Origin of the sequence: Halomonas sp. 72 (genome assembly GCF_052379785.1) — a bacterium.
In the GTDB taxonomy this organism is placed as follows: Bacteria; Pseudomonadota; Gammaproteobacteria; order Pseudomonadales; family Halomonadaceae; genus Vreelandella; species Vreelandella citrativorans.
Genome location: NZ_JBQSYY010000002.1, coordinates 389,484 through 412,005, shown reverse-complemented (window position 1 = coordinate 412,005; position 22,522 = coordinate 389,484). Strand labels below are relative to the sequence as shown.

The window sequence follows — 22,522 nt, the reverse complement described above, 5'->3', positions numbered from 1 at the left end:
AATAGATGGGCTACTTCTCGCTGCGTATGACTACCCGACCGGTAGAGTTCAAAAGCGCACCGCGTACGCTCAGGCAGCTCATCCAACGCATCCACCACCAGGGCCAAAGCCTGGCGATCAATCGCGATCACCTCTGGAGAATGTGATGCACAAGAGGCGTTATCCCCCTCCTCTTCTTTTGCAAACAGCGCTGACTCAAATACTGAGCGGCGGCAACGATCAATGGCGAGATTGCGTACCACACGTGACACATAGGATATGGGTTGCTTAATTTCAAAAAGCGTTGTTGCTTCTGAAATTTTCAGATAAGCGTCCTGCACGACATCATCGGCTTGATCAGTATTACCCAATACCTTGGCAGCGACACAGCAGAGCCGGGGCCGCTGATTAACGAAGATATCTTCTAACTCAGCGCTCCAGGTCTGGGTATCCACTGATTGGCCTCCTGCCTCAATTAACACTACGGAATAAATAGCAATAATTATTATTTGCGTTAAGGGGCAGTAAGTCAACCAATGAGAGCTAAGCCAATTTTCATAACGATATACTTGCTGATTTATCTAAGGGCGGCATGCCAAAGGTATGTGCTTCAGGCGTTAATTGTATCTCCGCTCTAACACTTCAACTTAGCCTAATCACTTCGATGCGGTGTTTACCCTCTTTCGAATAAATCTTTTCACTTCACTGTTAAAAATGAGAACCATTAGCACTAGAATGGGGCCATTACTCTTCATCCTTTTGTCAGGAGTCGTTCATGTTCGAGGTCAAAGGCGCCACCTTTGAAATCAATGGCAAGCCTATTCTCAATCCCATTGAGCACACCTTTCACGAGGGCAAGGTTTACGGTCTGATTGGCCATAACGGCTCGGGAAAATCGACGCTGATCAAGCTCATGGCTCAACAACAGCCTAACACTCAGGGCGACATCCTCTTTGACCAGCGCCCGCTGAGCGAGTGGGGCAACCGCGAATTTGCACGCCAAGTCGCCTACCTTCCCCAGCATTTACCCAGCGCCGAAAGCTTGACCGGGCGTGAGCTGGTAGGGTTTGGTCGCTACCCGTGGCATGGGCTTTTGGGCCGTCATACGCAAAAGGATAAAGACGCCGTGGAGCGCGCCATCGCCCTCACCCACACCGAGGCGTTCGCAGACCGCTTAGTGGATACGCTCTCGGGGGGGGAACGCCAACGGGTATGGCTGGCGATGCTACTTGCTCAGGGCAGCCGGTTCCTGCTGCTTGATGAACCCCTTGCTGCGCTGGATATCGCTCATCAAATAGAAGTGCTGGCACTGATCCGCAAGCTATGCGATGAACTGAATTTGGGCGTCATTATCGTACTGCACGATATCAATATGGCTTCACGCTACTGCGATGAATTAATGGCGCTGCACAGTGGTCGCCTGCTAGCCCACGGCACCCCAAATGACATGATGCTTGATAGCACTCTGGAAGCTATTTACGGGCTGCCCATGCAGGTAATGAAACATCCCAATGGAGAGCACAACATCGCCGTTGCCCAATGATGCGCCGCCTGCGTTACGGCCAGTTAGCGCTGGCCTGCGTCAGCGCGCTTACCTCCCTTCAAGTGGCGGCCTCAACCAATATCGTGACGCTGGATTGGACCATTGCCGAAACGCTGATTGCGCTTGGCAACCCGCCTATTGGGCTTGCGGAAATTCCTCAGTACAAGCGTTGGGTGGGTGCCGACCAGCTACCCACCAACGTTCTGGATATCGGCCTTCGCGGCCAGCCCAATCGTGAGCTGATGGCGCAACAAGCGCCCGACCATGTGCTGCTTTCACCGCTGTTTATGCGCTTGAGCGATCAGCTAAATTCCATTGCTCCGGTAACCGGGCTGGCCACCTACCAACGCGGCGACTCTCTCTGGCAGCGCCTGACACGCACCACCCACACATTAGCCGCATTAAACGGCGATGATTCAGCAGCAGTCTCCCTGATCGACGCTGTCGAAACCTACCTGGAGCATCGAAAAAGCCAGTTACAGGGGCAGCCTCCGCTACTCGTCGTACAGTTTATCGATGCCCGACATCTACGCGTATTTGGTAAAAACAGCCTGTTTGAGGCAGTGCTGGAGCGCTTGGGGCTGGCCAGCGCTTGGCAGCAACCCACCAACCAGTGGGGCTTTTCGACCGTGGCGTTAGAGGAACTGCTGAGCTATCCCGATGCCACCCTGGTGGTGGTCGAGCCGCTTCTTACCGGCATGGATAATGATTTTTCTGGCAATGCACTGTGGCAGCATTTACCTGCGGTTCAAGAACAGCGCGTTATTCAGCTACCTGCCGTGTGGAGTTTTGGTGGTTTTCCATCTGCTAAGCGCTTCGCTGATTTGCTCAGCGAAGCGCTGTTAGCCGATTAATCCTGGCTTAGAAGTCCAGTGCGGCGGAAAGCTTGACCGTACGCGGCTCGCCCTGGGTCAGGTAACCACCGGTTGCCGAGGCCCAGTAGTTTTCATCGGTGAGGTTTTCGATGTTGGCGCGCAGGGTTAGCGTGTTCGTATTGAGCGGCATGGCGTAGCGAACGCCAAGATCCCAGCGAGTCCAGGCATCGACTTCCAACTGATTGGCCGCGTCCAGGTACTGGCTGCCGTTCCGTACCGCTCGGCCACTGAGCGTCCAGCCCGGCGCTTGTGGAATGTCCCACTCGCTGCCAAGAACCACGCGATAGTTAGGCACGCCCACCGCGTCGTTGCCCTGGTTTGTACCATCAGTAGTGTGGGTTAATTCAGGATTAATCCACATCGCGCTGCTCAACAGGCGCCAACCCTCCATCGGCTCGCCGTAAACACTTAGCTCCACGCCACGGTTACGCTGCTCGCCATAGTAGGCGTAAACACCGGTTTCAGCGTCAATAAAGGCATTGGGCTGCTCGATTTGAAACAGACTTAAACTGCCGCCCAGGTTGCCCAAATCGAGTTTGGCGCCGACTTCGTTCTGCTCTGCTTCAATCAAACCAATATTCTGCCCGGCATTCACCGCCGTGGTGGGAGCCGTATCACCCGGCTGTAGCGCTTCAATATGATTAGCATAGAGCGATAGGGAGTCCGTCGGTTTCACGACGATGCCATATACCGGCGAAAGGCGGGTATCGCTGAACCGGTTGTCGAACTCACCTTCATAGCTATAGTTGGTGACCTCGATATCCTGATAGCGCGCTCCCAGGGTCAACAGCAGGCGATCATCCAGAAAGCCCAAGGTATCGGAAAGCGATATGCCGCTGTTGCGCGTGCGGCTACGCAAGTTCGGGTCATCCAAATCACCCCCTATCGACCCAGGCTCCCGGAAAGCCACGTCGGCTGGTTGGTAGATATTCGTCAAGGATGAGGAGGCTATTGCATAGGCCGACCGAGTGGTGCGATAGATGCTTGAATAGCCCAGATCCAGCTGGTGGCTGACGACTCCCGTATCGAAGGCCCCGCGTAAACCGGCCTGCCCGCCGACACCCTCAGCGCGATACGGCACGCTCATCTGGCCGACAGTGGCGGCACCATCCGCGCCATTGACGGTGGGCGATCCATAGGTTCCGTTTTCCCGGGTATTGCTGCCACCCAATGCTGCATAGGCCGTCCAGCTGTCGGTCATGTCGTACTCACCGCGCAGCATGGCAAAGTTGGTCTTAAGCTGTGTATTGGCCCATTGGGGTGCATAGTTGGTACTTGCCGAAGGGGCATTGGGAACACTGTCCATACCAGCGCCTACGTGAACCACCGAACGACCGCTTTGGATGGTATGGGCCTGGTGGCCAATATCCAGCGAAGCACGACCACGCTCACCGCGATAATCCAGCCCCACAACGGCCGACGTTGCACGCTGCTCTTCATTATCAATTGCGCTGTCCCCCCGGCCTCGCTCGATACTGGTACGCACGCCGAACTGATTCTCGGTACCAAAACGCCGCCCAAGCTCTACGCCACTTTCCACATAGCCGCTGTCGGTCACCGCGGTAGTCAGCTGGGTGAGGGGTTCATCTGCGGCGCGTTTGGGCTCAATATTGATCGCCCCGCCCACCCCAGAGCCGCTCGGCGACACGCCATTGGCAAAAGCATTGGCGCCTTTAAACAGCTCCACGCGCTCGGCAAGGTTGGTGGCAACCACTTGGCGCGGCAATACGCCGTAGAGGCCGCCATAAGAGATATCATCACCATCAAGCTCAAAACCACGAATCTGAAACTTTTCAGCGAAGTTGCCATAACCAAAACCGCTTTGTACCGAGGCATCGTTGATCAGCACATCCGCCAGCGTTTTTGCCTGCTGATTGTCGATTAAATCTGCGGTAAAGCCGATCACATTGAAGGGTATATCGGCGGCCGCGCGCTGCCCCCAGGTGCCAATACGCGCGCCAGCTGCCACCTGACCACCGGCAAACGCCGAAGTCGGCGTATCGCCACGCGCCGTTGCTTCGCCAATAACGGTTACGGTTTCAAGCGCGGCGTCGTTATTGGGCGCTTGCGCCCATACAGCGCCAGGCAATGGTAAAGCGCCCAGCAGTACAAAGGTGAAAGAGCGCCAGGAGGGGGAAGGCAGCGACATGAGTGTTCCTTATTTTTAAGAGCAATAGGGGGTAACAGCAGGGCAGCGATGCAAAGGCTACAACAAAACAAACTCATTTTCATTTGATATATAGACGCATTCAGCGTTGATCTGATATTTTATTGATATGCATTATCGTTTAAACTGCCCACATTCATGCTTCCCAGCGCCCAGTGTTGGAGTCCGGTTATGTCTTTTGCGTTACGTCAGACTGCAGCTGCCCTGCCCTCGTTGGCCGACTGTTATAAGGGCCCTTTAGCTCCCTTCACTCCCCCGCTGATTGGCACAGAAATACCCGCAGGCGCGATTAAGGCAGCTCGCTGGCGCAACCCCGCATTGTTAGAACAAGACATTTCGCTTTATGCCTCACGCTACCCAGGCGGCGATAAGCGTGCGATCACGTCGCTGTGGTCGAAATGGCATTTTGTTGCGCTAACCGTGCCTACTCTTGCGGCACAACTTATCCTCAACCGCGATTTACCGGTCGGGCTCGATAATGTCCATGTGATCGTTAATGAACAGGGATGTACAAAGCAGCTTTGGCTCCCTGATGAAGGCGTGCCGTTGGATACGCAAGCCCCGGGTAAGCGCTTTGCCAAATTGATTGATCAACACTGGGCACCGCTTATTGAACGTCTGGCCGCCATATCTGGTGCTGCCCCACGGGTGTTTTGGAGCAATGCCGGCGGCTGGCGGCTACCTGAATTTCTACGTGAATGCGCTGGCTGAGCATCCTGAGGTCAATCAAGAGGCGCTCAGTGCCGCACGGGCCCTGCTGGAATCACGCCACCTTAACGGGCAGCGTAATCCCCTGTTTCAGCCGGTGCGCACGTTTACACCCAAAGGCAGTGATGAAGTGAAGCAAGTGCGCAAGCTTTGCTGCCTGCGCTACTTGCTGGATGAGTTCAGCGTCTGCAGTAACTGTCCGCTGGAAGGCTGTGACCGCGTGGCTCGCAAGCGGTCAACGTAAACTAATACGGTTTAATGATTGATCTGGGCGACGGCATCCTGGCTCGCCACATCACGCTGCTCGCCGGTTAGCTCGCGTAGCTGCCCTTGAGACATTTCCAGCAAACGATCTGCGTGAACGAAGTAGCTGTCATCGTGGCTAATCGCAAACACCGTTTTACCCATATCACGCAGATGGGGCAGCAGTTCGCGATAAAATAGCCGCCTGAACTGCGGATCCTGGTCGGCGGCCCACTCATCCAGCAATAGAATGTCCCGTTCCTCGGCGATAGCCAACAGAAGTGCCAGGCGTTTGCGCTGGCCCTGGGAAAGCTGGGTATTGATTACTCTATCGCCCTCCCACTGCAGCTTTTGCTGCATCTGCAGACGCTTTAACCACGTATCGATAAGTATCGGATCGGCTTTTTCACCGCCGGCTTTCATGGCCAGATCAAACTGATGGAAATCGGTAAATACACTGGCAAATCGCGCCCGAAAGGCATGCCACTGCGCAGACGTAAGCACTTGCCCATCGACCTTGATCTGCCCGCTTTGCGGACGGTACAGTCCGGTTAACAGCCGCGCAAAGGTAGATTTACCACTTCCGTTGCCGCCAATCAGAAAGACCTGTTCGCCACGCGCCAGGGTTAAATTGACCGGCCCGACATGAAACCCCTCGCCCTGCTCACCAGAGGGGTAGTGGTAGGTCACATCGACAAGTTCCAGACGCTGCCAGGATGCAAAGGCATCATCGACCTCAAAACCCGGCTGATAGTCGGCAAGCTTCAGGCTTGCCAGCTTATCAAACGCCACCTGGGCGCTAATCAGAGTCGGCCAGGCACCTACCGCCTGAATAAGCGGCGTGCGTAAAAACAGCAGGGTTAATGCAAACGTGGCCGCCACGGCTGGTGTTGCCCAGCCAAGCCCATTAGCCATAAAGAAGACCACACCAATGGCCCCCAACATCATGATGTTGGACCAGTTACCGGCGCTCAGGTGGTACGTATCGGCACGAATAATATGGTAGCGGTAATCCCGGGCATTAGCAGTGTAGCTGTCATCAAAAAAACGCTTTGCCCGGTCGCGGTTTAACGCCAGCTCTTTGCGCCCTTCAATTGCCGATTGGTAGTCTTTATAAAGGCGATCTTCGGTTGCCCGTACAAGATTAAAATGCCGATATACCTTGGATACCAGCACCCAGCCCACCCCCATGGTGAATGCAATCCATACAATGGTAATCACCACCATTTCCGGTGAGAGCCACGCCAAATACGCAACCGAGGCAAGGGTTAACACCACGCCCTGGACGAGCTCGGGCAGGCGCACAAACCCAATGGTGATATTACGCACATCGCTTGAAAGACTCGCCAGCAGCGTGGCATTACCCAGCTGTTCAAGGCGCTCGATATCCGTATCCAGAATGCGTTTGACAAGCCTTGAGCGAAGATCATAAACAAAATGGTGGCCCAGCAAGGTAAGGGCTAATTGGGTAGCCAGAGTCACCACCAGTAGCACCGCCAACAACCCCAAAAACTGAGGTAGCGCTGACATGGGGCTGCCTACCTCTATTAGGCGTTGATTAATAAAGGCAATAACGCCGACCCCCAGGCCCGCGCTCAAAAGGCTTAAACCAATGGCACCTAAAAACGGCCAGCGGTAGTGACGAAAGACAACCTGCAGCAACTCCATTAGCGCTTCCTGACGGGAATATGAGCGGAAGAGTTTGACGTACTACTCCGTCAAGTCAATGCGCAAAGTGATTTTCATTTACAAATGAGGCAGTCCAGACACAGCTATCGGACGGTAGCTTAATAATGCATTAGATGAGCATCTGCGAAATAGCCGTATGGTTCTAGGAAAATGACAGCAAAACAGTACAGCTAAGTGCACCTAACGCAAAGGGCCAGAAGCGGCTGTGGCGATCTTCAGGCAGCTCCTCTTTCAAAACGTTGAGCACGATCCCACCGGCCACAAACGCATAAAGCAGGCTGATAATGGGTTCGCTCACATCCACGCTTAACCCTATCAGCCAACCGACGATAACCGCCGCGGCCAGCACCCAGCGGCCCTTGCTCAAGTAGATATCCCGATGATGACGCACCAGCCCCTGGTCGTTGACCAAAAAGTGCGCGCTCATTGCCAAAAAGAAGAAGATGATGGCGGGAAGTTCATTATTGCGATAAACCAACAGGTAGCCGATCAGCGCGTTATAAAGCGAGAAAGAGCCAATATGTATCCAAAAAACGCCTTTCAGCTTTTGAAAATTAACCGGGTTCTCCTGCTGGCCTTTATGGGAGTACTTGGTGGCGACTTGCTCAAGCCCATAAAACACCGCCAAACCAATTAACGCCACGATATAGGCGTTATGCTCCAGCACCGCCAGCAGGCCATGGGCGTTAATGGTTTCGTGGGCATCGCTTAGAGCAGGAAAGATATGGATAAAGACATAGGCAACAGAAACGCCACCCGCTAACGAAAGCCAGGCGCTGCGGGGCACAGCGCTTAGCTTACGTAGCCTGCTGGCGAAGATATGTACGGCAGCCAAACCGATAATGAAGGCAATCTGCAGGCCCATATATCATCGCTCCCTGCGAGGGTTTGGGCTTGAAACCTAGTCGCTTAAAACTAGTCACTTAAAACCTAGTCATTTAAAACCTAGTCGAATAGGCTCATACGTTTGGTGACGTTATCGTGCTTTCTTCGCCAGTGAAATAACGCACCCGTCACGTGCAGCACGATCAATACCAAAATGGCCCAGCCAAGACGCCCATGCCATATATAGAGTTGGTCAGAAAGCGCTGGGCGCTCGCTAATTAGAGCGGGCAGATGCCAGTGAAAAAACTCAACCGGGTACCCACCGCTGGCAGTCGCGACCCAACCCAGCAGCGGCATAATAACCAGCGCCAAATAAAGCAGATGATGCACGCTAGTGCTGACAATGCGCTCAAACGCATTCAAGGGCGGATCATGATCAGGCACCACAAACGCCAAGCGGGTAATAATGCGCAGGGTCATCAGCAGTAAAATCGTTAAACCCAAGGTTTTATGGCTGGTATAGAGCAGGTTAGTAAGCGTATTGCCCACCAGCGTCACCGTACGTTCATAGCCGACCGTTCCGATGGTTAAACCACTGGCCAAGGCAAGCAGTACGGCGCCCGCCACCAGCCAATGCAGTACCCGGTGTGGATAAATGTAGTGATCCAGCTCGTGCATTGAGCACTCCTAGCAGCAACGTTATATGGCGTTTAGTCTAGCTATATTAAGTCGATTAATCATTCAACGCTTGGCGCTTGATCTTATAGCGCCTCACTAGGGGCAGCTAACTGTTCACGGATCAACTCACCTAAACGCCGGGCCGGCTCTGATGGCCGGTGGGGCGCACGGTGCAGTGCCAACTCAATCATGGGCAAGGCTGGCAAGCCGCTACTTTCATCCAACGGGCGTAGTGAAGGCGTCAACATACTGCGCGTTACCACTACCACGGCAAGCCCGGCAATGACGATAGGCGCCAACCCCGCCATGGACTGACTGGTATAAGCCACCCGCCAATTACGTCCCGCGCCATGCAGAGCCTGCTCGGCGACTTCTCTAAATACGTCGGCGCCGGGCGAATAAAGGGCCAACGGTATCGGGTCGCTGAGTAGCGGCTGCTGGTTAACCCCCACCGCCCAGACCAACGGCTCGCGGCGGATAACATCACCGCCCGGCGAGTTGCGCTGGCGTGTTACCAAGGCTAAATCAAGCTCGGCGGCTTTAACCTGCTCGACCAAGTGCGCGCTTGTTCCGCAGATTACCTTTAACCCGACGGCCGGATAAAGCTGATGAAAGTAAGCAAACACCGATGGCAACAGCGAGGCGTAGTCTTCCGGAATGCCCAGGGTCAAATCTCCGGTCACCTGCTGGGCCTGCATATCGCCCCACGCTTCGTCGTTAAGCGCCAATAGGCGACGCGCGTGGGTAAGCAGCCGCTCACCGTCAGGGGTAAAGCGGATACGCCGTCCTTCACGTTCATGCAGGCTGAGCGCCAACTGAGCCTCCAGCCGCTGAAGCTGCATGCTCACGGTGGACTGGGTGTAATCCAGCCGTTTGGCAGCCGCCGTGACGCTACCAGTATCGGCAATCGCCACTAGCGTACGCAGCAGGGTGAGATCTAACGTTGGCGCACGCATATATCACCATTCTTGATTAAATTAATCACAAAAGATCGATATTGTGATGTGTTATTGACGAGTATGCTGCTTTGCACATGTTCTAGGCAAGGAGACCGCTCATGCAACGTACTCACTCCCCTATTGTGTTTCCTCGTTGGTATAGTGTTGGCGCCGCGTTGGTGGCCGTCATCCTATGGAGCGTGGCGCCACTACTTGCCGAACGTGCCCATACCTCTTCTCCGCTTCAGCTAACAGCGTTAACGCTGCTAGCGGGAGCCTTTGCCACCCTGCCGTTAAGTCGCCGCGTTAATGTAACAAGCTGCAGCTTGAACTGGCAGCTGGGCATCTGGGTCGGTATTCCGCTGTTGATACTCGGCGCGGTCAGCACTTACTTTATCGGCATGCGCCTTGCCCCGGCGGCCGAGGCTGCACTTATTACCTACACTTGGCCGGTATTGTTCGTGCTGTTAAGCCAGTGGAGCCGCTTTGGCCGGATACGCCTGGCAGGTATTATCGGGGCTTTAATTGCCTTTTCAGGCGCGGCTATTCTGCTGATACCGCAGGCGATCAGTAATGGCTTGGGCGGCGCGACGTTAGGGTACGGGCTTGCCCTGCTGGCAGCTTGCTGCTGGGCACTCTATTCATGGTTAAGCCAGGCCGCCCCGGTTTCGATTACCCCTCTTCTACCCCGCATGCTATTGATTGCCTGCGCAATCGCCACTATTGCCAGCATCGGGATGGAAGGTCAGCTTGTTCTGCCCAGCAGTGAAGCGCTGCTTGCTGGCGTGGCACTGGGTTTGGGCCCGTATGGAGTAGCCATGGTGGCTTGGGATAAAGCCCTGCGTTGGGGACATGCAAGTTTAGTGGGCAGCCTTGCTTATGGCGTACCCATTTTAGCGGGTTTCTTGCTGGTGCTCGCTGGCGTAAGCGTACTCGACTGGCGCTTACCCACCGCCGCCCTGCTGGTGGTTATTGGCTGCTTAAACGCTGGCCGATAAAGAAGGCGACAACGGCGGTTCGCTCACCTGCACGCTGGCCAACAATTCAGGCAGCCAGCTCGGTGTAAACGCATTGTCAGTAGCGTTGTGCAAATCAGCCAGGGACCACCAGCGATATTCTAGAGGGTGGCCCTGGCTTTCTTCTGCCGGCTCATCAAGGTCTACCTCAATAACAATGTCGACGGCATCAGGACAGCGGACAAGAATTTAGCGTAAATTCACGGGCCTAAATAGCGAGGCTTAGCCACGCCTTGTAAAGCCTCCAAGGGTATCGTGAGTTCTGGCTGGCCGACGGCGTAGGGAGCAATTTCGTAGACGTTGTATTTGATCACCCAGCTGTCTTCCAGCGGCGCCGCATTATGGTTTTCGCCTAGTGGCCAGCTTTTGGCATATTGATCGTCATAATCCAGCTCGGCCATCCACCGCTTGTGGGCCTGGGCCAATGCTTCTTGAAACGCCTCCTGCTGACCGCTTATCAACATGTCATTCAAGCTAACAACGCTCTGCTGGCGCTCATCAATGACCATAAACACCGTAGACGGCAGACCGTGCGCTTGCCCGGCGTGGTAGACGTAGCTTGTGAGCTCAAGCACTAAAAGATCATCGTGCTGGGCGTAAATACTAGCCTCCAGCTGCGCGTCACTGGCCATAAATTGCGGCAGTACGTCTCGATCCTCGTCAGCACGCACAAAGAAATCCTGGGCGTAGCTATCCCAGTCCTGTGCTGGCGTTTCGGCCCCATCCGTAATGCCCATGGCAAGCGTCAGTAAGCGCGTTTGCAACTCATCCGTCAGCGTCGGGGCATCTGGAAATGTTAACGCTGATATCTGCACCGTTGAGCAGTGCTCGCCCTGGCACTCGGGTGAAACGTACTGCTTTTCCAACGGCTGATATACCAAGGGACTGGTATTACTCATATCGGTCTCAGCCGACTGACAACCGCTTAACAGCAATGCGGTGATGGGGAATACACTTATTTTCCAACCTGACATGCCTTACCTCCCTGTTCTACGACTCTTGCCGCAAGTTAAGATTGAGACTAGCCAAACGTAAACGCCCTTGCCCACATAGTGGACAAGGGCGTTATCATCTCAAGCTATAACGAATTACATACTAGGCTGCATTTGTGTTGGCTCAGCGCTTACTTCCAGCTCAAAAAGCCCGCTGTCCATACCGCTGAAGCCACGTGCGATGATCGTATACATGCCCGGTAGCAGCTGTTGCTGCAGGCGTGCATCGGTGCCGGTGCCACCATCGTCGTCGCTGTAAGCTACGCCTTCGCCTTCAAGCTCCAGGTAAGCATCAAAATCACTGGAGCGCATATCCACCGTTACCAATGAACTTTCATCAAGCTCAAGCTGATAGGTCAGCGATTCACCGTTAAACCAGCCGCTTAACGTTTCATCCGGCGTTAGCGCACCGTCGTTACGCAGCTCAACGCCTTCCGGCAGCTCGCGTGGCTCCATGGTAACGCTAAACAGCCCGCTATCGTTGCCGTACGCAGTGCGTGCGGTTAACTGATAGGTGCCCGGCTCAAGAAAGTCGGCAATGCGTGCATCCAGGTTACCGCCACTGTCATCGTCTTCACGGTAATAGCCGTTAGGGCCTTCAAGCACCAGATAGGCATCGATATCGTCAGAGGCCATATCAATCTGGTACATGCCCGCTTCCTCCACCTCTACCTGATAGGTAAGCTCTTGGCCACTAAACCAGCCGTTTAACGAGTCGCTAGGCGCAATCGTGCCATCGTTACGCAGCTCGCCATCGCCTGGCAGTTCACGCGGTTCAGCCGACAATGTGAAAAGGCCCGCACTTTCACCATAAGGGGCGCTGGCAGTCAGCGTGTAATCGCCGGGGGCCAGAAAGTCAGAGATGCGGGCATCTAGATTCCCGGCGCTATCATCATCTTCACGCCGATAGCCATTAGGACCTTCGAGCACCAGATAGGCGTCAAACTCATCAGAACGCATTTCGACCTGATACATACCCGCTTCTTCGATGGTCAGGGTAAATTCGCTCGACGAGCCATCCAGCCAGCTGTCCAAGGGAGCATCAACGCTCAGAGCATTATCGCCACTTAGCTCAATTACTCGGCTATTGAGCGTATAAGGCCCGTAGCTGCTTCCATCAGCACCGCTGACCACCACCATATAATCGCCACTTTCTTCAATACGATGGCGGGCGGTGGGCGCGTTGCTGAGCAACTGCAATTGATCATCATAAAGCGCGACCACACCGTTCAAGGCGCCACGCAGGCTAAATTCGACCAGATCTCCCTCTTCCAGGCTGATTGCGTAACGGTCATAGCGGCTGCCATCGTTACCGTTAAGCATGTCGCTGGAAGTAATTTCTCCTGCCATGCGTTCGCCCAGCGTCACGCTTTCAAGCTCTGCTAATGCGCTAGGCGTTGCGCTTTGCTCAGCCGTTTCTGATGCCGATACGGGGTCAGATGCAAACGTTTCAGAAGGCAGGCTCTGGGCGACTAAAAAGCCGACAACAGCACCGCCTGCCGCAACCACTATTAATGCAAAAGGAGAGGATTTAGCCATTAGTGCGCCCTTGATAAAAGATAAAACAGTGGGTTGTTTCTCAGTACTTAACCATATGCAATGGTAAGTAAAATGCTCAATGAGCGATATCATTTTAATGTACCAAAACAACTTTACTTATATTTTGACCTATCTCTTTAAACCGCTGAAATAAAAGGGCATAACGCAAGCAGCAGAAAAAACGTAATTTTGGGGCCAATTGCGTCGAACGTCTTAAAGCTTGCCGAGCTTATCCAGGCGCGTTACCATCGCTTCGCCGATCCGGCACCTCATTGAAACTTGCGAGACTCTCGACACGAATAACTGAGGTACTCCAATGGGAGCCCCTACACGACTACTCCGAACGAGTTGTTTAGCTGTATTGCTTTTAGCTATTACAGCAAATAGCGCGTTCGCAAACGATATAGATGGACAAGAAGGCGTTGCCTCCTACTACAGTGACCGCTTTCAAGGCGCTCTCACTGCCAGCGGAGAAGCCTTTGACCAGCAGGCACTAACGGCCGCTCACCCAAGCCTGCCGTTTGGATCGAAAGTGCTGGTGACCCGCCCTGATACCGGGCAAGAAGTAGAGGTACTGATCAATGATCGCGGTCCGTTTGTTCAAGGACGCATTATTGATCTCTCAAAGCGGGCAGCCCGTGCATTAGGTATGCTGCGCCGTGGTACGGCCCCTGTTATGGTCACGTTGCTGGATTAACGGATAACATACCCGTAAGTGTGTGGTACCCCTTAGCCGCTCAACGCAATTCTAGTCACGCTGTTCGTAATATCGTATAGGGCGCTCTCAACAGAGCGCCCTATTTTTTTGCCAAAAAAAACGACACTGTAAAAAAATAACGAACTTGCAAGCAGGTTAATGATCTCTATGCTGCAAGTACATTGATCCGACATGGCTTTGCAGGAGGCACCCATGCAATCGCGTTATTTTACGCTTACCGACTATCCCAACGGCCTGCCCGAGCGCGAGCTGTTTACTCTAAAAACCCAGGAACTCCCTGAGCTCAATCCGGGCGAAGTGCGCATTCGCAACCGCTGGCTTTCCGTGGATCCCTACATGCGCGGCCGCATGAGCGGTCAGCACACATACGTTGCGCCCTTTCGTCTTGGCCAGCCCATGGAAGGCGGTGCGATTGGTGAAGTGATCGCCTCAAACGATGAGCGCCTGAAAGAGGGCGACATCGTGAGCCACATGGGCGGCTGGCGCGATATTGCACAGATTTCTTCGGCAGGCGTTTATCCACTGCCTGATGCCAAGGTGCCCGAGCAAGCGTACCTTGGAGTGCTGGGCATGCCGGGCATGACGGCCTGGACCGGCCTTAATCTTATTGCCGAATGCCGCCCCGGTGACAACGTTCTGGTAAGTGCGGCAAGCGGTGCCGTTGGCTCATTGGTAGTTCAACTGGCCAAGGCTAAAGGTTGTCATGTAGTGGGCATTGCCGGCGCCGCACATAAGCTCGCCTGGCTTGAATCGCTGGGCGTGGAGCCGGTTACCTATAAGGATCGGGGCGCCCAAGAGCTCAGCGACGCTATACAGCTTGCAAGCCCGGAAGGCATCGATGTGTATTACGAAAATGTCGGCGGCATTTGCCTGGAAGCGGCGTTAAGCCAGCTAAATGAAGGCGCTCGCATTGCCGTGTGCGGCATGATCGATACCTATAATGCTGAAAAACCCACGCCGGGGCCCAGCAATCTGTCGCAGATGGTTGTGCGTAAAGCCAGGATGCAAGGGTTCATCGTGGCAGATCACTGGGAGCATTACCCCGAGTTTCTTAAAGAAGTGGCACCGCAGGTAGCCGCAGGCGATATCGATTATAAAGAGACGGTTAAAGAGGGTCTGGAACAGACACCCGATGCGTTTCTGGAACTGTTCCAAGGCGGCAATACAGGCAAGATGCTGGTTAAATTGACAGATTAATACCGCTGTTTCTAAGCGTACGCTGCTTGAGTAATGTGCAGGGCCGCCCTCTTGAGGGACGGCCCTGTTTTTTTTGGCCAAGATTAATTCTCAAATCAGTTCGACCAAAAGCGAATTGATAATTAAAATAACCGTCAAGCCAATGTGTTTTAACCCATCGTTTGCACCGACTGATGGGTTAGCGCACGTTGCCAGCGGTTAGCTGGCGCCATCGCCTGCTAACCCTTAATACGTTGCTAACAGGGGAACTCTCATGGATGAAAACAAGCGAACTCGCGGTAAATGGCCTGCCTTGCTGCTAGGTCTTTTGCTTATTGTTGCTGGCTTGGCACTCGCCATCGGCGGCGGCAAGCTGCTTAGCTTAGGCGGCAGCGCCTATTACCTGATTGCCGGCATTGGCATTGCGGCTAGCGGCATGCTGCTTGCCATGCGCCGCGGCGCTGCGCTTTGGCTTTACGCCCTGATTTTAATTGCCACACTGCTTTGGGCATTGTGGGAAGTCGGTTTGGATTGGTGGCAACTGGTGCCTCGGGTCGCCATTCTTGCCCTCATCGGCATTATCATGCTGCTGCCCTGGTGGCGCAAACCGCTCCACTCACGCGGCGGAAGTCTTGCGCTGACGGCCAGCATTGCCGCCGCCATCGTGGTGGCCATTGCCAGTTTGATGGATGACCCGGCCCAGATAGAGGGCACCCTCGCAGAGAACCGCACAAGTGGCGATGTGAACCCGGCCCAGGTAGCCGGTGACGACTGGCCTGCCTATGGCGGCACCAATGCAGGCACGCACTACTCCTCGCTTAGCCAGATTACCCCAGACAATATCGGTGAACTCGAAGAAGTATGGCGTATTCAAACCGGCGATGAGCCCGGCTCCAACGCTCCGCCTGAAATCACTAACCAGAATACGCCGCTGAAGGTTAACGACAGCCTGTATATCTGCACATCACACAGCCGCGCCATGGCGCTTTCCCCGGAAACCGGTGAAACGATCTGGGAATTCGACCCACAAATCAGCACCCAGGGCGCCGACGACTTCTCCGGCTGGGCGCACATGACCTGCCGCGGCCTGGCCTATTATGATGCAGCCAACTACGCCACCAGTGGTGAAAGCGCCGACGCTGCCATTGACACAGATACTACCGACGAGCTTTCCGCGCTGTTTGCCGACAGCGATGCTTTTGACATCGATGTTTCGCTGCTGGGTGGCTTTGAAACCACCGCTGCGAATGAGGGTGAAAATGCTCCCTCGGCGATCATCAGCCAGACTGACGTCATGTGTCCGCGTCGCCTTTACCTGCCTACCGCCGATGCCCGCCTGATCGCGCTTAATGCGGATACCGGCGAACGCTGCGAAGGGTTTGGTGAAAACGGTGAGGTGGAGCTAACGCGCAATATCGGCGGTTTTGATCCGGGCGGCTACTACTCCACCTCGCCTGCCACCGTGACTGAAAACCTGGTAATTCTAGGTGGTCACGTCACCGATAACAGCTCAACCGATGAGCCGTCTGGCGTTATCCGTGCCTTTGACGTACGCACCGGCGAGCTGGTCTGGAACTGGGATAGCGGTAACCCGGATGACACCACGCCTATCGAAGACGGGGAAACCTATACCCGCAACTCGCCTAATGTCTGGCCGCCGATCAGCGTTGATGAAGAGCTAGGCCTGGTTTATCTGCCCATGGGTAACGCCACGCCCGACCAGTACGGCGCGGATCGTACCGAAAACGATGAAACCTATAGTGCGGGCTTGGTCGCGCTTGAGCTCGAAACAGGCCAGGTGGCTTGGGTCTATCAGTTTGTTCATCACGACCTTTGGGATATGGATATGCCAGCCCAGCCCGTGCTGATTGACCTGGCAACCGATGAAGGCACCCAGCCTGCGGTGATTCAGCCGACCAAGCAAGGCAGCCTGTATGTCCTCAACCGTGAAACCGGTGAAGCCATTGTCCCGATTGAAGAAATCCCCGTTCCTCAAGGCGCAGTAGAGGGTGACTGGACGGCAGAAACACAGCCACGCTCAGCGCTGAACCTATTGCCACCGCCGCTTACCGAGCGCGATATGTGGGGCGCATCGCCCTTTGATCAGATGATGTGCCGTATTCAGTTCAATTCATTGCGCTATGAAGGCCAGTACACGCCGCCGTCGCTGGAAGGCAGCATTATTTACCCGGGTAACGTCGGCGTAATGAACTGGGGCGGCGTCGCGGTCGATCCTGAACGTCAGGCACTGTTCACCGGCGCCAAGTACCTCGCCTTTGTTTCACGTTTGATTCCGCGTGACGAAGTGGAAGAGGGCCAGGGCTCGGCCAGCGAACAGGGCCTTCAGCCCAACGCCGGCGCACCTTATGCTGTTGAGCTAGGCCCGCTGCTGTCGATTTTTGATCTGCCCTGCCAATCACCGTCTTGGGGCGATGTAACGGGTATCGATCTGCAAAGTGCGGAAGTCGTCTGGAAACATCGTAACGGCACCACCCGCGACAGCATGCCCCTTGGCTTGCCGATTGGCCTGCCCGTGGGTGTTCCGGCACTCGGCGGCCCGCTGACCACCGCAGGCGGTGTTACCTTTATGTCGGGCACGCTGGATCAGTACCTGCGGGGTTACGATATCACCACCGGTGAAGAGCTTTATAAAGCTCGCCTGCCTGCAGGTGGCCAGGCCACGCCCATGACCTATACCGGCGCCGATGGCCGTCAGTACGTTGTGGTAACGGCCGGTGGTCACGGAACCTTTGGTACCTTGATGGGTGACTACGTGATCGGTTATGCCTTACCCGAGTAAGGCTTACCGACCGATATAGTCGACCGACACGAAAACGGGCAGACCCAAAGGCTGCCCGTTTTTATTGCCACTTTTATTTTCTGAAAACTATTTTCTGAAAGCTTAAAAGCGTACTTCCAAACCGCCGTAAACACTGCGCCCCGGCGCCGGCTCATAAAAACGCCCAAAGGTGCCGTTCAAGCGCACGTTGGCATAGTGGTCTTCATCAAACAGATTACGCACGCCCACGTAAGCGTTTAACAACGTATCGCCACCCAGTTGCCAGCCATCGCCTACCCGCAGGTTGACCAGCCAATAGCTGTCAATCTCCGTTTCATTGGCATTGTCGGCCACCATGTCACCCACGTACTGGGTTTCAAGCGTGGCAAAGCGGTGTGACAGCCCCTCCCAAGTTAGCTGATTGACCCAGGTCTGCTCGGGTAAGCCGGGGATGCGATTGCCGTCAAAGCGCTCGCTGGGCGTGGCAAACTCGTCAAACTCATAGCGAGCCAGGGTTAACGCGCTGTTCAAACGCCACTGGTCCGCTAACTGCCAGCCAAGGGAAAGTTCCAGGCCATCGCGGTTGGTATCGCCCGCATTCCGGTAGAAGGTACGCCCACCTTCATCAAAAGGTACCAGCTCATCGCGTACGCGCACCGAGAACAGGGCGAGGTCGTAATCCATGGCCAGCGGCTCGATATATCCCCGCGTACCCACCTCACGATTCCAGGCTTTTTGCGGCTCAATGGACGGGTTGAACCCACCGCCAGCCGGGTTGGCGAACTCGGAGAACGTCGGCGTTTCAAACGCAGTGCCGGTGTTGATATACACCTGATGCTGAGGGCGATAGCGATAGCTTAGCCCGGCGGAGCCGCTCCACTCATTAAAGGTACGCTCGCCGCTTTGATCACCATCGGCCAAGTACCGATCATCCACATCCAGATCAACACGATCAAAGCGCGCGCCCAGGGAAAGCGTTACTTGCTCGGTGAGTCCCAAATCACCCTGAGCAAATACCCCGGTAGAGGTTGCCGTTTGGGTTTCATCCGCCACCTGCTCACCTACGCCGCCCTGAGCATTGACGTCGCGCCGGAAGCGATCATCGTCCTGACGGGCCACGTCCACCCCCGCCACATAGCTTAACGGCAGCTCGCCCAGGGCGATTTCATGATGATACTCGGCACTCGCGCCCATATAGTCACGCTGGTAGCCGATACGGCTATCGCCCACATAGGGCAGTTGCTGTTCAAAATCACGCCGAGCGATAAAGCCTTTCAGGTAGAACTCACCTGGCCCTGCGGACAAATCCTCGTACTGCAAGCCGATAAGTTGCTGATCGACATTCTGCCCGGCGTCCAGCGCCAGCGAATTCGGCGCGGCCTGATGCCGACCGCTTGCCACTTCACCAGCATTCAGCGCGCCGGGGTCTTCCGAGCGAGGGTTTTCCAGAAGATTCACAATCGCCGTCAGCGCCCGCTCGCTACCCAGCTCGCGACGCAGCTTGGCATTGAGCAGGTATTTCTCGGTTGAGCTTTGATCGCGGTAGCCATCCACATTGAGCGCTGAAAAACTGACGTTGTGCGACCAGTCGCCCTGCGAACCACCGGTTTGCAGGGACGCCTTACGATACCCGTCGCTGCCCGCCTCCACCCGCAGGCGCGTACCCGGGTTTTCGCGCCCATCGGCGGTGGTCACATCGATCACCCCGCCCGCGGCGTTGCCGTAAAGCACCGACGAAGGCCCACGAATGACTTCGATACGCTCGGCGCTATCCAGATCAATCGCGTCCAGCTGCGCCTGACCATCGGGCAAGGTATAGGGAATGCCATCGACCATCACCGTAATCCCACGCACCCCAAACGGGGCGCGGGCACCAAAGCCCCGAATGGCAATCCGCTGGCCCTGGGCAAAGTTGTCGCGATTCTGAATGAAAACGCCGGGCACACCGACCAGCGTTTCATCCAGCCGAACACGCTGCTGGCCCTGGGCGATGGTTTCCTGGTCCACGGTGGAAACCGCCGCCGGCGTTGCGTAAAGCTCACGCGCCAAACGCGGTGCGCTTACTTCAACCGTAGGCAATGCCTGTACCGATGCTGGCTCGTTTTGCGCCCAAAGGGGGCTTGAGACCGCGAGACCCGTCAGCATTAGCGACGGCGGCAACAGTTTATACATGGATTCCCTTCCCTTTTTTTGATAATCGTTTTTTTGATAATCGGTTTTTTGATAATTCGGCGTAACTCTGGATGAACCACAACCTAAACGTTAAGTCTAACTAACGTGGACGCATTCGCTAAGTGTGAACCCTGCGTCTACACTTGCAAGGAGTAACGTATCGATTAAGCAAAGGAGGCTTTATGGCGTTTACTGCAACAGATCCTATCAAGATGATTTTCGCGATTATTTTGCCGCCATTAGGCGTCTTTTTTGAAGTTGGCCTAAAGGGACATTTCTGGCTCAACATCATTTTGACACTGTTTGGTTTTATTCCAGGCGTCATTCACGCGTTTTATGTCATTCTGAAGCATTAGGAACGCTTACCCCGTTACCCACAGCCCGAGCCAATGGCTCGGGCTGTTTCGTTTGGGCGGTATTTAATTACTAGGGGTTGCACGAAAAAACCACTAGGCGAGCGTAAGCCACTTTCTCGTAAAGCCTAGCCTGCGAAAGCTTAGCCTGCGTGGCGGCGCTGATGCAGGACATGAACCTTTTCATCCAGACCGGCGATGGGGCCTTCTACTTCAAGCGCCGGTACTATCTGACCGATAGGCAAGGCCTTGATCGGCGACGGTGCCACCCCCAGAGCCGCCAGCCAGCGTCCTAACTGCTCGGATGAACTGATATAAACGATGCGACCAAGCCCGGCCCATCCGTGAGCGGCCGCGCACATGGGGCAGTGCTCGCCGGTGGTGTAAACCGTTGCGTTGGCACGCGCCTCGGGCGTCATGTGCTGGGCCGCCCAGCGCGCCAGCGTGAACTCGGGGTGCTGAGTGGCATCACCGCTTGCAATGCGGTTGCGGTCTTCCGCTAGAATTTCTCCCTCGGCGCTGACCAGTACACTGCCAAAGGGCTCATCGCCCGCCTCAAGCGCCTCTTCTGCAAGCGCCAGGGCCCGGTTCAGATAGATCTGCTCGTGTGCCTTCATCGCGGATACTCCTGTAGGTTAGCCGCTCACGCCTTGCTGATGACCGTGGCGGAAGTCTCGTCTGTTTCAACAGGCGTCTCGCTGAGCTGCTCACCTTCACTTCGGGCGATCACCGTGGTGCCTACCAAATCGCCGGTCACGTTCAACGCCGTGGCGCCCATGCCTACCAGAGCATCAATGGCGGTCAGCAGCACCACGGTTTCGATGGGCAGCCCCACCTGGGCAAACACCGTGGCGATCATGATGATCCCCGCCCCGGGCACGCCAGCGGTACCTACCGAAACCAGCGTGCCGACCAGCACGATCTGCACCATGCTGACAAAATCGAGCGGCGCGCCGATCACATTGGCGGCGAAAACGGCGGAAATCGCGATGCGAATCGCCGCGCCGTCCATATTGAGAGTGGCTCCCAGCGGCAGGCTGAACCCGTACACGCTGCGCGAAATCCCCAGCCGCCGTGCCGCATTGATGGTCAACGGCAAGGTGCCGGAGCTGCTCTGGGTGGCAAACGCAGTGGCCATGGGCGTGCGCGCTTCACGAAAGAAGGTCCGAAGCTTTACCCCGAACAGGCGCATGATCACGCAGTAGATTAAAAGCTGCAGGGCCAGCGCGATATACAACACCATCACCATATCGCCCAACGACAGCAGCGTTTCCAGGCCCTGCTGGCTGACCGTCTCGGCCACAATGGCGAACACACCGATGGGCACCACGTGCAGCACGCCGGCCATGACCTTGAGCGTGACGTCGTTCAATCCTTCGATTACTTCATACAAGCGCTCGGCACTGCCTGGCTGGGTGGCTTGCTGGCGAAGTTTCAACAGCGCAAACCCGAACACCAGCGCAGTAAAAATGATGCCCAGCAGATTCTGTTCGGCAAAGGCGCCGATAATGTTGCTCGGCACGATACCGAGAACGACATCGACCAGGCCCGGGTTTTCCGGTGCCGTGAAGCTGGCGTTTTCATCCAGCGTCATGCCGCTTCCTGGGCTGAACAGCGAGGCCACACTCAGCCCCACGACAATTGCCAGCGCCGTGGAGACGAGATAGTAGGCAAACACCTTGCCTCCCACGCGCCCTACGCTCCCCTCGCGCGACCGATTGATACCCACCATCAGGGTAAACAGCACGATAGGCACGATAAGAAACGTCAGTAGGCGCAGCAGCAGATCACCCACCGGGCCAAGCCAGGTGGCGACTGCGTCACCGCCAAACAAACCAACGACCAGCCCCAGTAACAGTGCAATCGTGACCCGTAAGATCAACGAAGAACGCATATACCCTTTCAACAGTGCCGTCATGCATTCACCTTTACCAAAAGGGCTCAATAGAGCCCGTCAACTGAAAACGTCACTCTAAGTAGCCGGAGCTAAAATACAACCTCTATATACAACAGAACCATGGAAGCTTGTTTAAAGAAGAGCCAGCTTACGCCGAACCTGAACCCACTGCAGCGCGGCGAAAGGCTTGGAAAAGCAACATAAGTTGACTAGGCTAGAGGCCCTCTCTCTTATT

20 protein-coding genes are annotated in these 22,522 nt (G+C 55.3%); 9 read left to right on the top strand and 11 right to left on the bottom strand.

What is annotated here, in order from left to right:
- On the bottom strand, positions 1-434 hold a 434-nt coding region (locus ACT3T6_RS03800), incomplete at its 3' end, for a sigma-70 family RNA polymerase sigma factor (protein ID WP_444614685.1).
- A 320-nt stretch (positions 435-754) separates the two neighbouring features.
- Here ACT3T6_RS03800 and ACT3T6_RS03795 point away from each other — a divergent pair.
- Together ACT3T6_RS03795 and ACT3T6_RS03790 are read left to right on the top strand one after the other, a co-directional pair.
- Positions 755-1,522: an ATP-binding cassette domain-containing protein gene (locus ACT3T6_RS03795; protein WP_192537533.1), complete on the top strand. Its 768-nt coding sequence runs from the start codon at positions 755-757 to the stop codon at positions 1,520-1,522.
- Entirely contained in the window at positions 1,519-2,376 is an 858-nt protein-coding gene (locus ACT3T6_RS03790; protein WP_225736093.1) for an ABC transporter substrate-binding protein, read from the top strand. The genes ACT3T6_RS03795 and ACT3T6_RS03790 overlap by 4 nt, the downstream gene beginning before the upstream one ends.
- A gap of 7 nt (positions 2,377-2,383) precedes the next feature.
- Here ACT3T6_RS03790 and ACT3T6_RS03785 read toward each other — a convergent pair whose 3' ends face one another.
- Positions 2,384-4,546 (bottom strand): TonB-dependent receptor, encoded by a 2,163-nt coding sequence (locus ACT3T6_RS03785; RefSeq protein WP_192537534.1) that lies wholly within the window; start codon positions 4,544-4,546, stop codon positions 2,384-2,386.
- A gap of 189 nt (positions 4,547-4,735) precedes the next feature.
- Here ACT3T6_RS03785 and fhuF point away from each other — a divergent pair, with 189 nt between their 5' ends.
- Both fhuF and ACT3T6_RS03775 read left to right on the top strand, forming a co-directional pair.
- A complete protein-coding gene (gene fhuF, locus ACT3T6_RS03780; RefSeq protein WP_263974096.1) occupies positions 4,736-5,275 on the top strand; it encodes a siderophore-iron reductase FhuF in 540 nt (179 codons plus the stop codon).
- A complete protein-coding gene (locus tag ACT3T6_RS03775) occupies positions 5,259-5,516 on the top strand; it encodes a (2Fe-2S)-binding protein (RefSeq protein ID WP_287078388.1) in 258 nt (85 codons plus the stop codon). The genes fhuF and ACT3T6_RS03775 overlap by 17 nt, the downstream gene beginning before the upstream one ends.
- A gap of 11 nt (positions 5,517-5,527) precedes the next feature.
- On the opposite strand, the gene ACT3T6_RS03770 is transcribed toward ACT3T6_RS03775, so the two are convergent.
- From ACT3T6_RS03770 to ACT3T6_RS03755, 4 genes are all read right to left on the bottom strand, one after another.
- A complete protein-coding gene (locus ACT3T6_RS03770) occupies positions 5,528-7,183 on the bottom strand; it encodes a multidrug ABC transporter permease/ATP-binding protein (RefSeq protein WP_192537535.1) in 1,656 nt (551 codons plus the stop codon).
- 163 nt (positions 7,184-7,346) lie between these two features.
- A complete protein-coding gene (locus ACT3T6_RS03765) occupies positions 7,347-8,069 on the bottom strand; it encodes a hypothetical protein (protein WP_192537536.1) in 723 nt (240 codons plus the stop codon).
- Positions 8,070-8,149: 80 nt separating this feature from the next.
- Positions 8,150-8,707 carry a cytochrome b gene (locus ACT3T6_RS03760; RefSeq protein WP_192537537.1) on the bottom strand — a complete coding sequence of 186 codons (558 nt, stop codon included), beginning with the start codon at positions 8,705-8,707 and terminating at the stop codon, positions 8,150-8,152.
- 83 nt (positions 8,708-8,790) lie between these two features.
- The gene (locus tag ACT3T6_RS03755; RefSeq protein WP_192537538.1) at positions 8,791-9,663 is read right to left on the bottom strand and encodes a LysR substrate-binding domain-containing protein; all 873 of its coding nucleotides are present in this window, start codon (positions 9,661-9,663) and stop codon (positions 8,791-8,793) included.
- 101 nt (positions 9,664-9,764) lie between these two features.
- Between ACT3T6_RS03755 and ACT3T6_RS03750 the strand changes: the two genes are divergently transcribed.
- Positions 9,765-10,643, top strand: coding sequence for a DMT family transporter (locus ACT3T6_RS03750; RefSeq protein ID WP_192537539.1), 879 nt, complete (start codon positions 9,765-9,767; stop codon positions 10,641-10,643).
- Positions 10,644-10,861: 218 nt separating this feature from the next.
- Here ACT3T6_RS03750 and ACT3T6_RS03745 read toward each other — a convergent pair whose 3' ends face one another.
- On the bottom strand, positions 10,862-11,635 hold the full coding sequence (locus ACT3T6_RS03745; RefSeq protein WP_192537540.1) for an RsiV family protein: 774 nt from the start codon (positions 11,633-11,635) through the stop codon (positions 10,862-10,864).
- Positions 11,636-11,749: 114 nt separating this feature from the next.
- Positions 11,750-13,192, bottom strand: a complete 1,443-nt coding sequence (locus ACT3T6_RS03740; protein ID WP_192537541.1) for a hypothetical protein — start codon at positions 13,190-13,192, stop codon at positions 11,750-11,752.
- Positions 13,193-13,508: 316 nt separating this feature from the next.
- Between ACT3T6_RS03740 and ACT3T6_RS03735 the strand changes: the two genes are divergently transcribed.
- The 3 genes from ACT3T6_RS03735 (at position 13,509) to ACT3T6_RS03725 (ending at position 17,886) form a co-directional block, all read left to right on the top strand.
- Positions 13,509-13,889 carry a septal ring lytic transglycosylase RlpA family protein gene (locus ACT3T6_RS03735; RefSeq protein ID WP_192537542.1) on the top strand — a complete coding sequence of 127 codons (381 nt, stop codon included), beginning with the start codon at positions 13,509-13,511 and terminating at the stop codon, positions 13,887-13,889.
- Between the two features lie 213 nt (positions 13,890-14,102).
- Positions 14,103-15,107 (top strand): NADP-dependent oxidoreductase, encoded by a 1,005-nt coding sequence (locus tag ACT3T6_RS03730; RefSeq protein ID WP_018917924.1) that lies wholly within the window; start codon positions 14,103-14,105, stop codon positions 15,105-15,107.
- Between the two features lie 253 nt (positions 15,108-15,360).
- Positions 15,361-17,886, top strand: a complete 2,526-nt coding sequence (locus ACT3T6_RS03725; protein ID WP_192537543.1) for a glucose/quinate/shikimate family membrane-bound PQQ-dependent dehydrogenase — start codon at positions 15,361-15,363, stop codon at positions 17,884-17,886.
- A gap of 102 nt (positions 17,887-17,988) precedes the next feature.
- Here the strand turns inward: ACT3T6_RS03725 and ACT3T6_RS03720 are convergent, their stop codons facing one another.
- A complete protein-coding gene (locus ACT3T6_RS03720; RefSeq protein ID WP_192537544.1) occupies positions 17,989-20,037 on the bottom strand; it encodes a TonB-dependent receptor family protein in 2,049 nt (682 codons plus the stop codon).
- Positions 20,038-20,219: 182 nt separating this feature from the next.
- Between ACT3T6_RS03720 and ACT3T6_RS03715 the strand changes: the two genes are divergently transcribed.
- Positions 20,220-20,393: a YqaE/Pmp3 family membrane protein gene (locus ACT3T6_RS03715; RefSeq protein ID WP_192537545.1), complete on the top strand. Its 174-nt coding sequence runs from the start codon at positions 20,220-20,222 to the stop codon at positions 20,391-20,393.
- A 140-nt stretch (positions 20,394-20,533) separates the two neighbouring features.
- On the opposite strand, the gene ACT3T6_RS03710 is transcribed toward ACT3T6_RS03715, so the two are convergent.
- Both ACT3T6_RS03710 and ACT3T6_RS03705 read right to left on the bottom strand, forming a co-directional pair.
- Positions 20,534-21,007: a nucleoside deaminase gene (locus ACT3T6_RS03710; protein WP_192537546.1), complete on the bottom strand. Its 474-nt coding sequence runs from the start codon at positions 21,005-21,007 to the stop codon at positions 20,534-20,536.
- A 26-nt stretch (positions 21,008-21,033) separates the two neighbouring features.
- Positions 21,034-22,308, bottom strand: coding sequence for a dicarboxylate/amino acid:cation symporter (locus tag ACT3T6_RS03705; RefSeq protein WP_192537547.1), 1,275 nt, complete (start codon positions 22,306-22,308; stop codon positions 21,034-21,036).
- Positions 22,309-22,522: the final 214 nt, after the last annotated feature.

Bases quoted from the DNA above. Each gene is read 5' to 3' on its own strand.
- ACT3T6_RS03795 (WP_192537533.1), top strand. From the start codon at position 755: ATGTTCGAGGTCAAAGGCGCCACCTTTGAAATCAATGGCAAGCCTATT.
- ACT3T6_RS03790 (WP_225736093.1), top strand. From the start codon at position 1,519: ATGATGCGCCGCCTGCGTTACGGCCAGTTAGCGCTGGCCTGCGTCAGC.
- ACT3T6_RS03785 (WP_192537534.1), bottom strand. From the start codon at position 4,546: ATGTCGCTGCCTTCCCCCTCCTGGCGCTCTTTCACCTTTGTACTGCTG.
- fhuF (WP_263974096.1), top strand. From the start codon at position 4,736: ATGTCTTTTGCGTTACGTCAGACTGCAGCTGCCCTGCCCTCGTTGGCC.
- ACT3T6_RS03770 (WP_192537535.1), bottom strand. From the start codon at position 7,183: ATGGAGTTGCTGCAGGTTGTCTTTCGTCACTACCGCTGGCCGTTTTTA.
- ACT3T6_RS03765 (WP_192537536.1), bottom strand. From the start codon at position 8,069: ATGGGCCTGCAGATTGCCTTCATTATCGGTTTGGCTGCCGTACATATC.
- ACT3T6_RS03760 (WP_192537537.1), bottom strand. From the start codon at position 8,707: ATGCACGAGCTGGATCACTACATTTATCCACACCGGGTACTGCATTGG.
- ACT3T6_RS03755 (WP_192537538.1), bottom strand. From the start codon at position 9,663: ATGCGTGCGCCAACGTTAGATCTCACCCTGCTGCGTACGCTAGTGGCG.
- ACT3T6_RS03750 (WP_192537539.1), top strand. From the start codon at position 9,765: ATGCAACGTACTCACTCCCCTATTGTGTTTCCTCGTTGGTATAGTGTT.
- ACT3T6_RS03745 (WP_192537540.1), bottom strand. From the start codon at position 11,635: ATGTCAGGTTGGAAAATAAGTGTATTCCCCATCACCGCATTGCTGTTA.
- ACT3T6_RS03740 (WP_192537541.1), bottom strand. From the start codon at position 13,192: ATGGCTAAATCCTCTCCTTTTGCATTAATAGTGGTTGCGGCAGGCGGT.
- ACT3T6_RS03735 (WP_192537542.1), top strand. From the start codon at position 13,509: ATGGGAGCCCCTACACGACTACTCCGAACGAGTTGTTTAGCTGTATTG.
- ACT3T6_RS03730 (WP_018917924.1), top strand. From the start codon at position 14,103: ATGCAATCGCGTTATTTTACGCTTACCGACTATCCCAACGGCCTGCCC.
- ACT3T6_RS03725 (WP_192537543.1), top strand. From the start codon at position 15,361: ATGGATGAAAACAAGCGAACTCGCGGTAAATGGCCTGCCTTGCTGCTA.
- ACT3T6_RS03720 (WP_192537544.1), bottom strand. From the start codon at position 20,037: ATGTATAAACTGTTGCCGCCGTCGCTAATGCTGACGGGTCTCGCGGTC.
- ACT3T6_RS03715 (WP_192537545.1), top strand. From the start codon at position 20,220: ATGGCGTTTACTGCAACAGATCCTATCAAGATGATTTTCGCGATTATT.
- ACT3T6_RS03710 (WP_192537546.1), bottom strand. From the start codon at position 21,007: ATGAAGGCACACGAGCAGATCTATCTGAACCGGGCCCTGGCGCTTGCA.
- ACT3T6_RS03705 (WP_192537547.1), bottom strand. From the start codon at position 22,308: ATGACGGCACTGTTGAAAGGGTATATGCGTTCTTCGTTGATCTTACGG.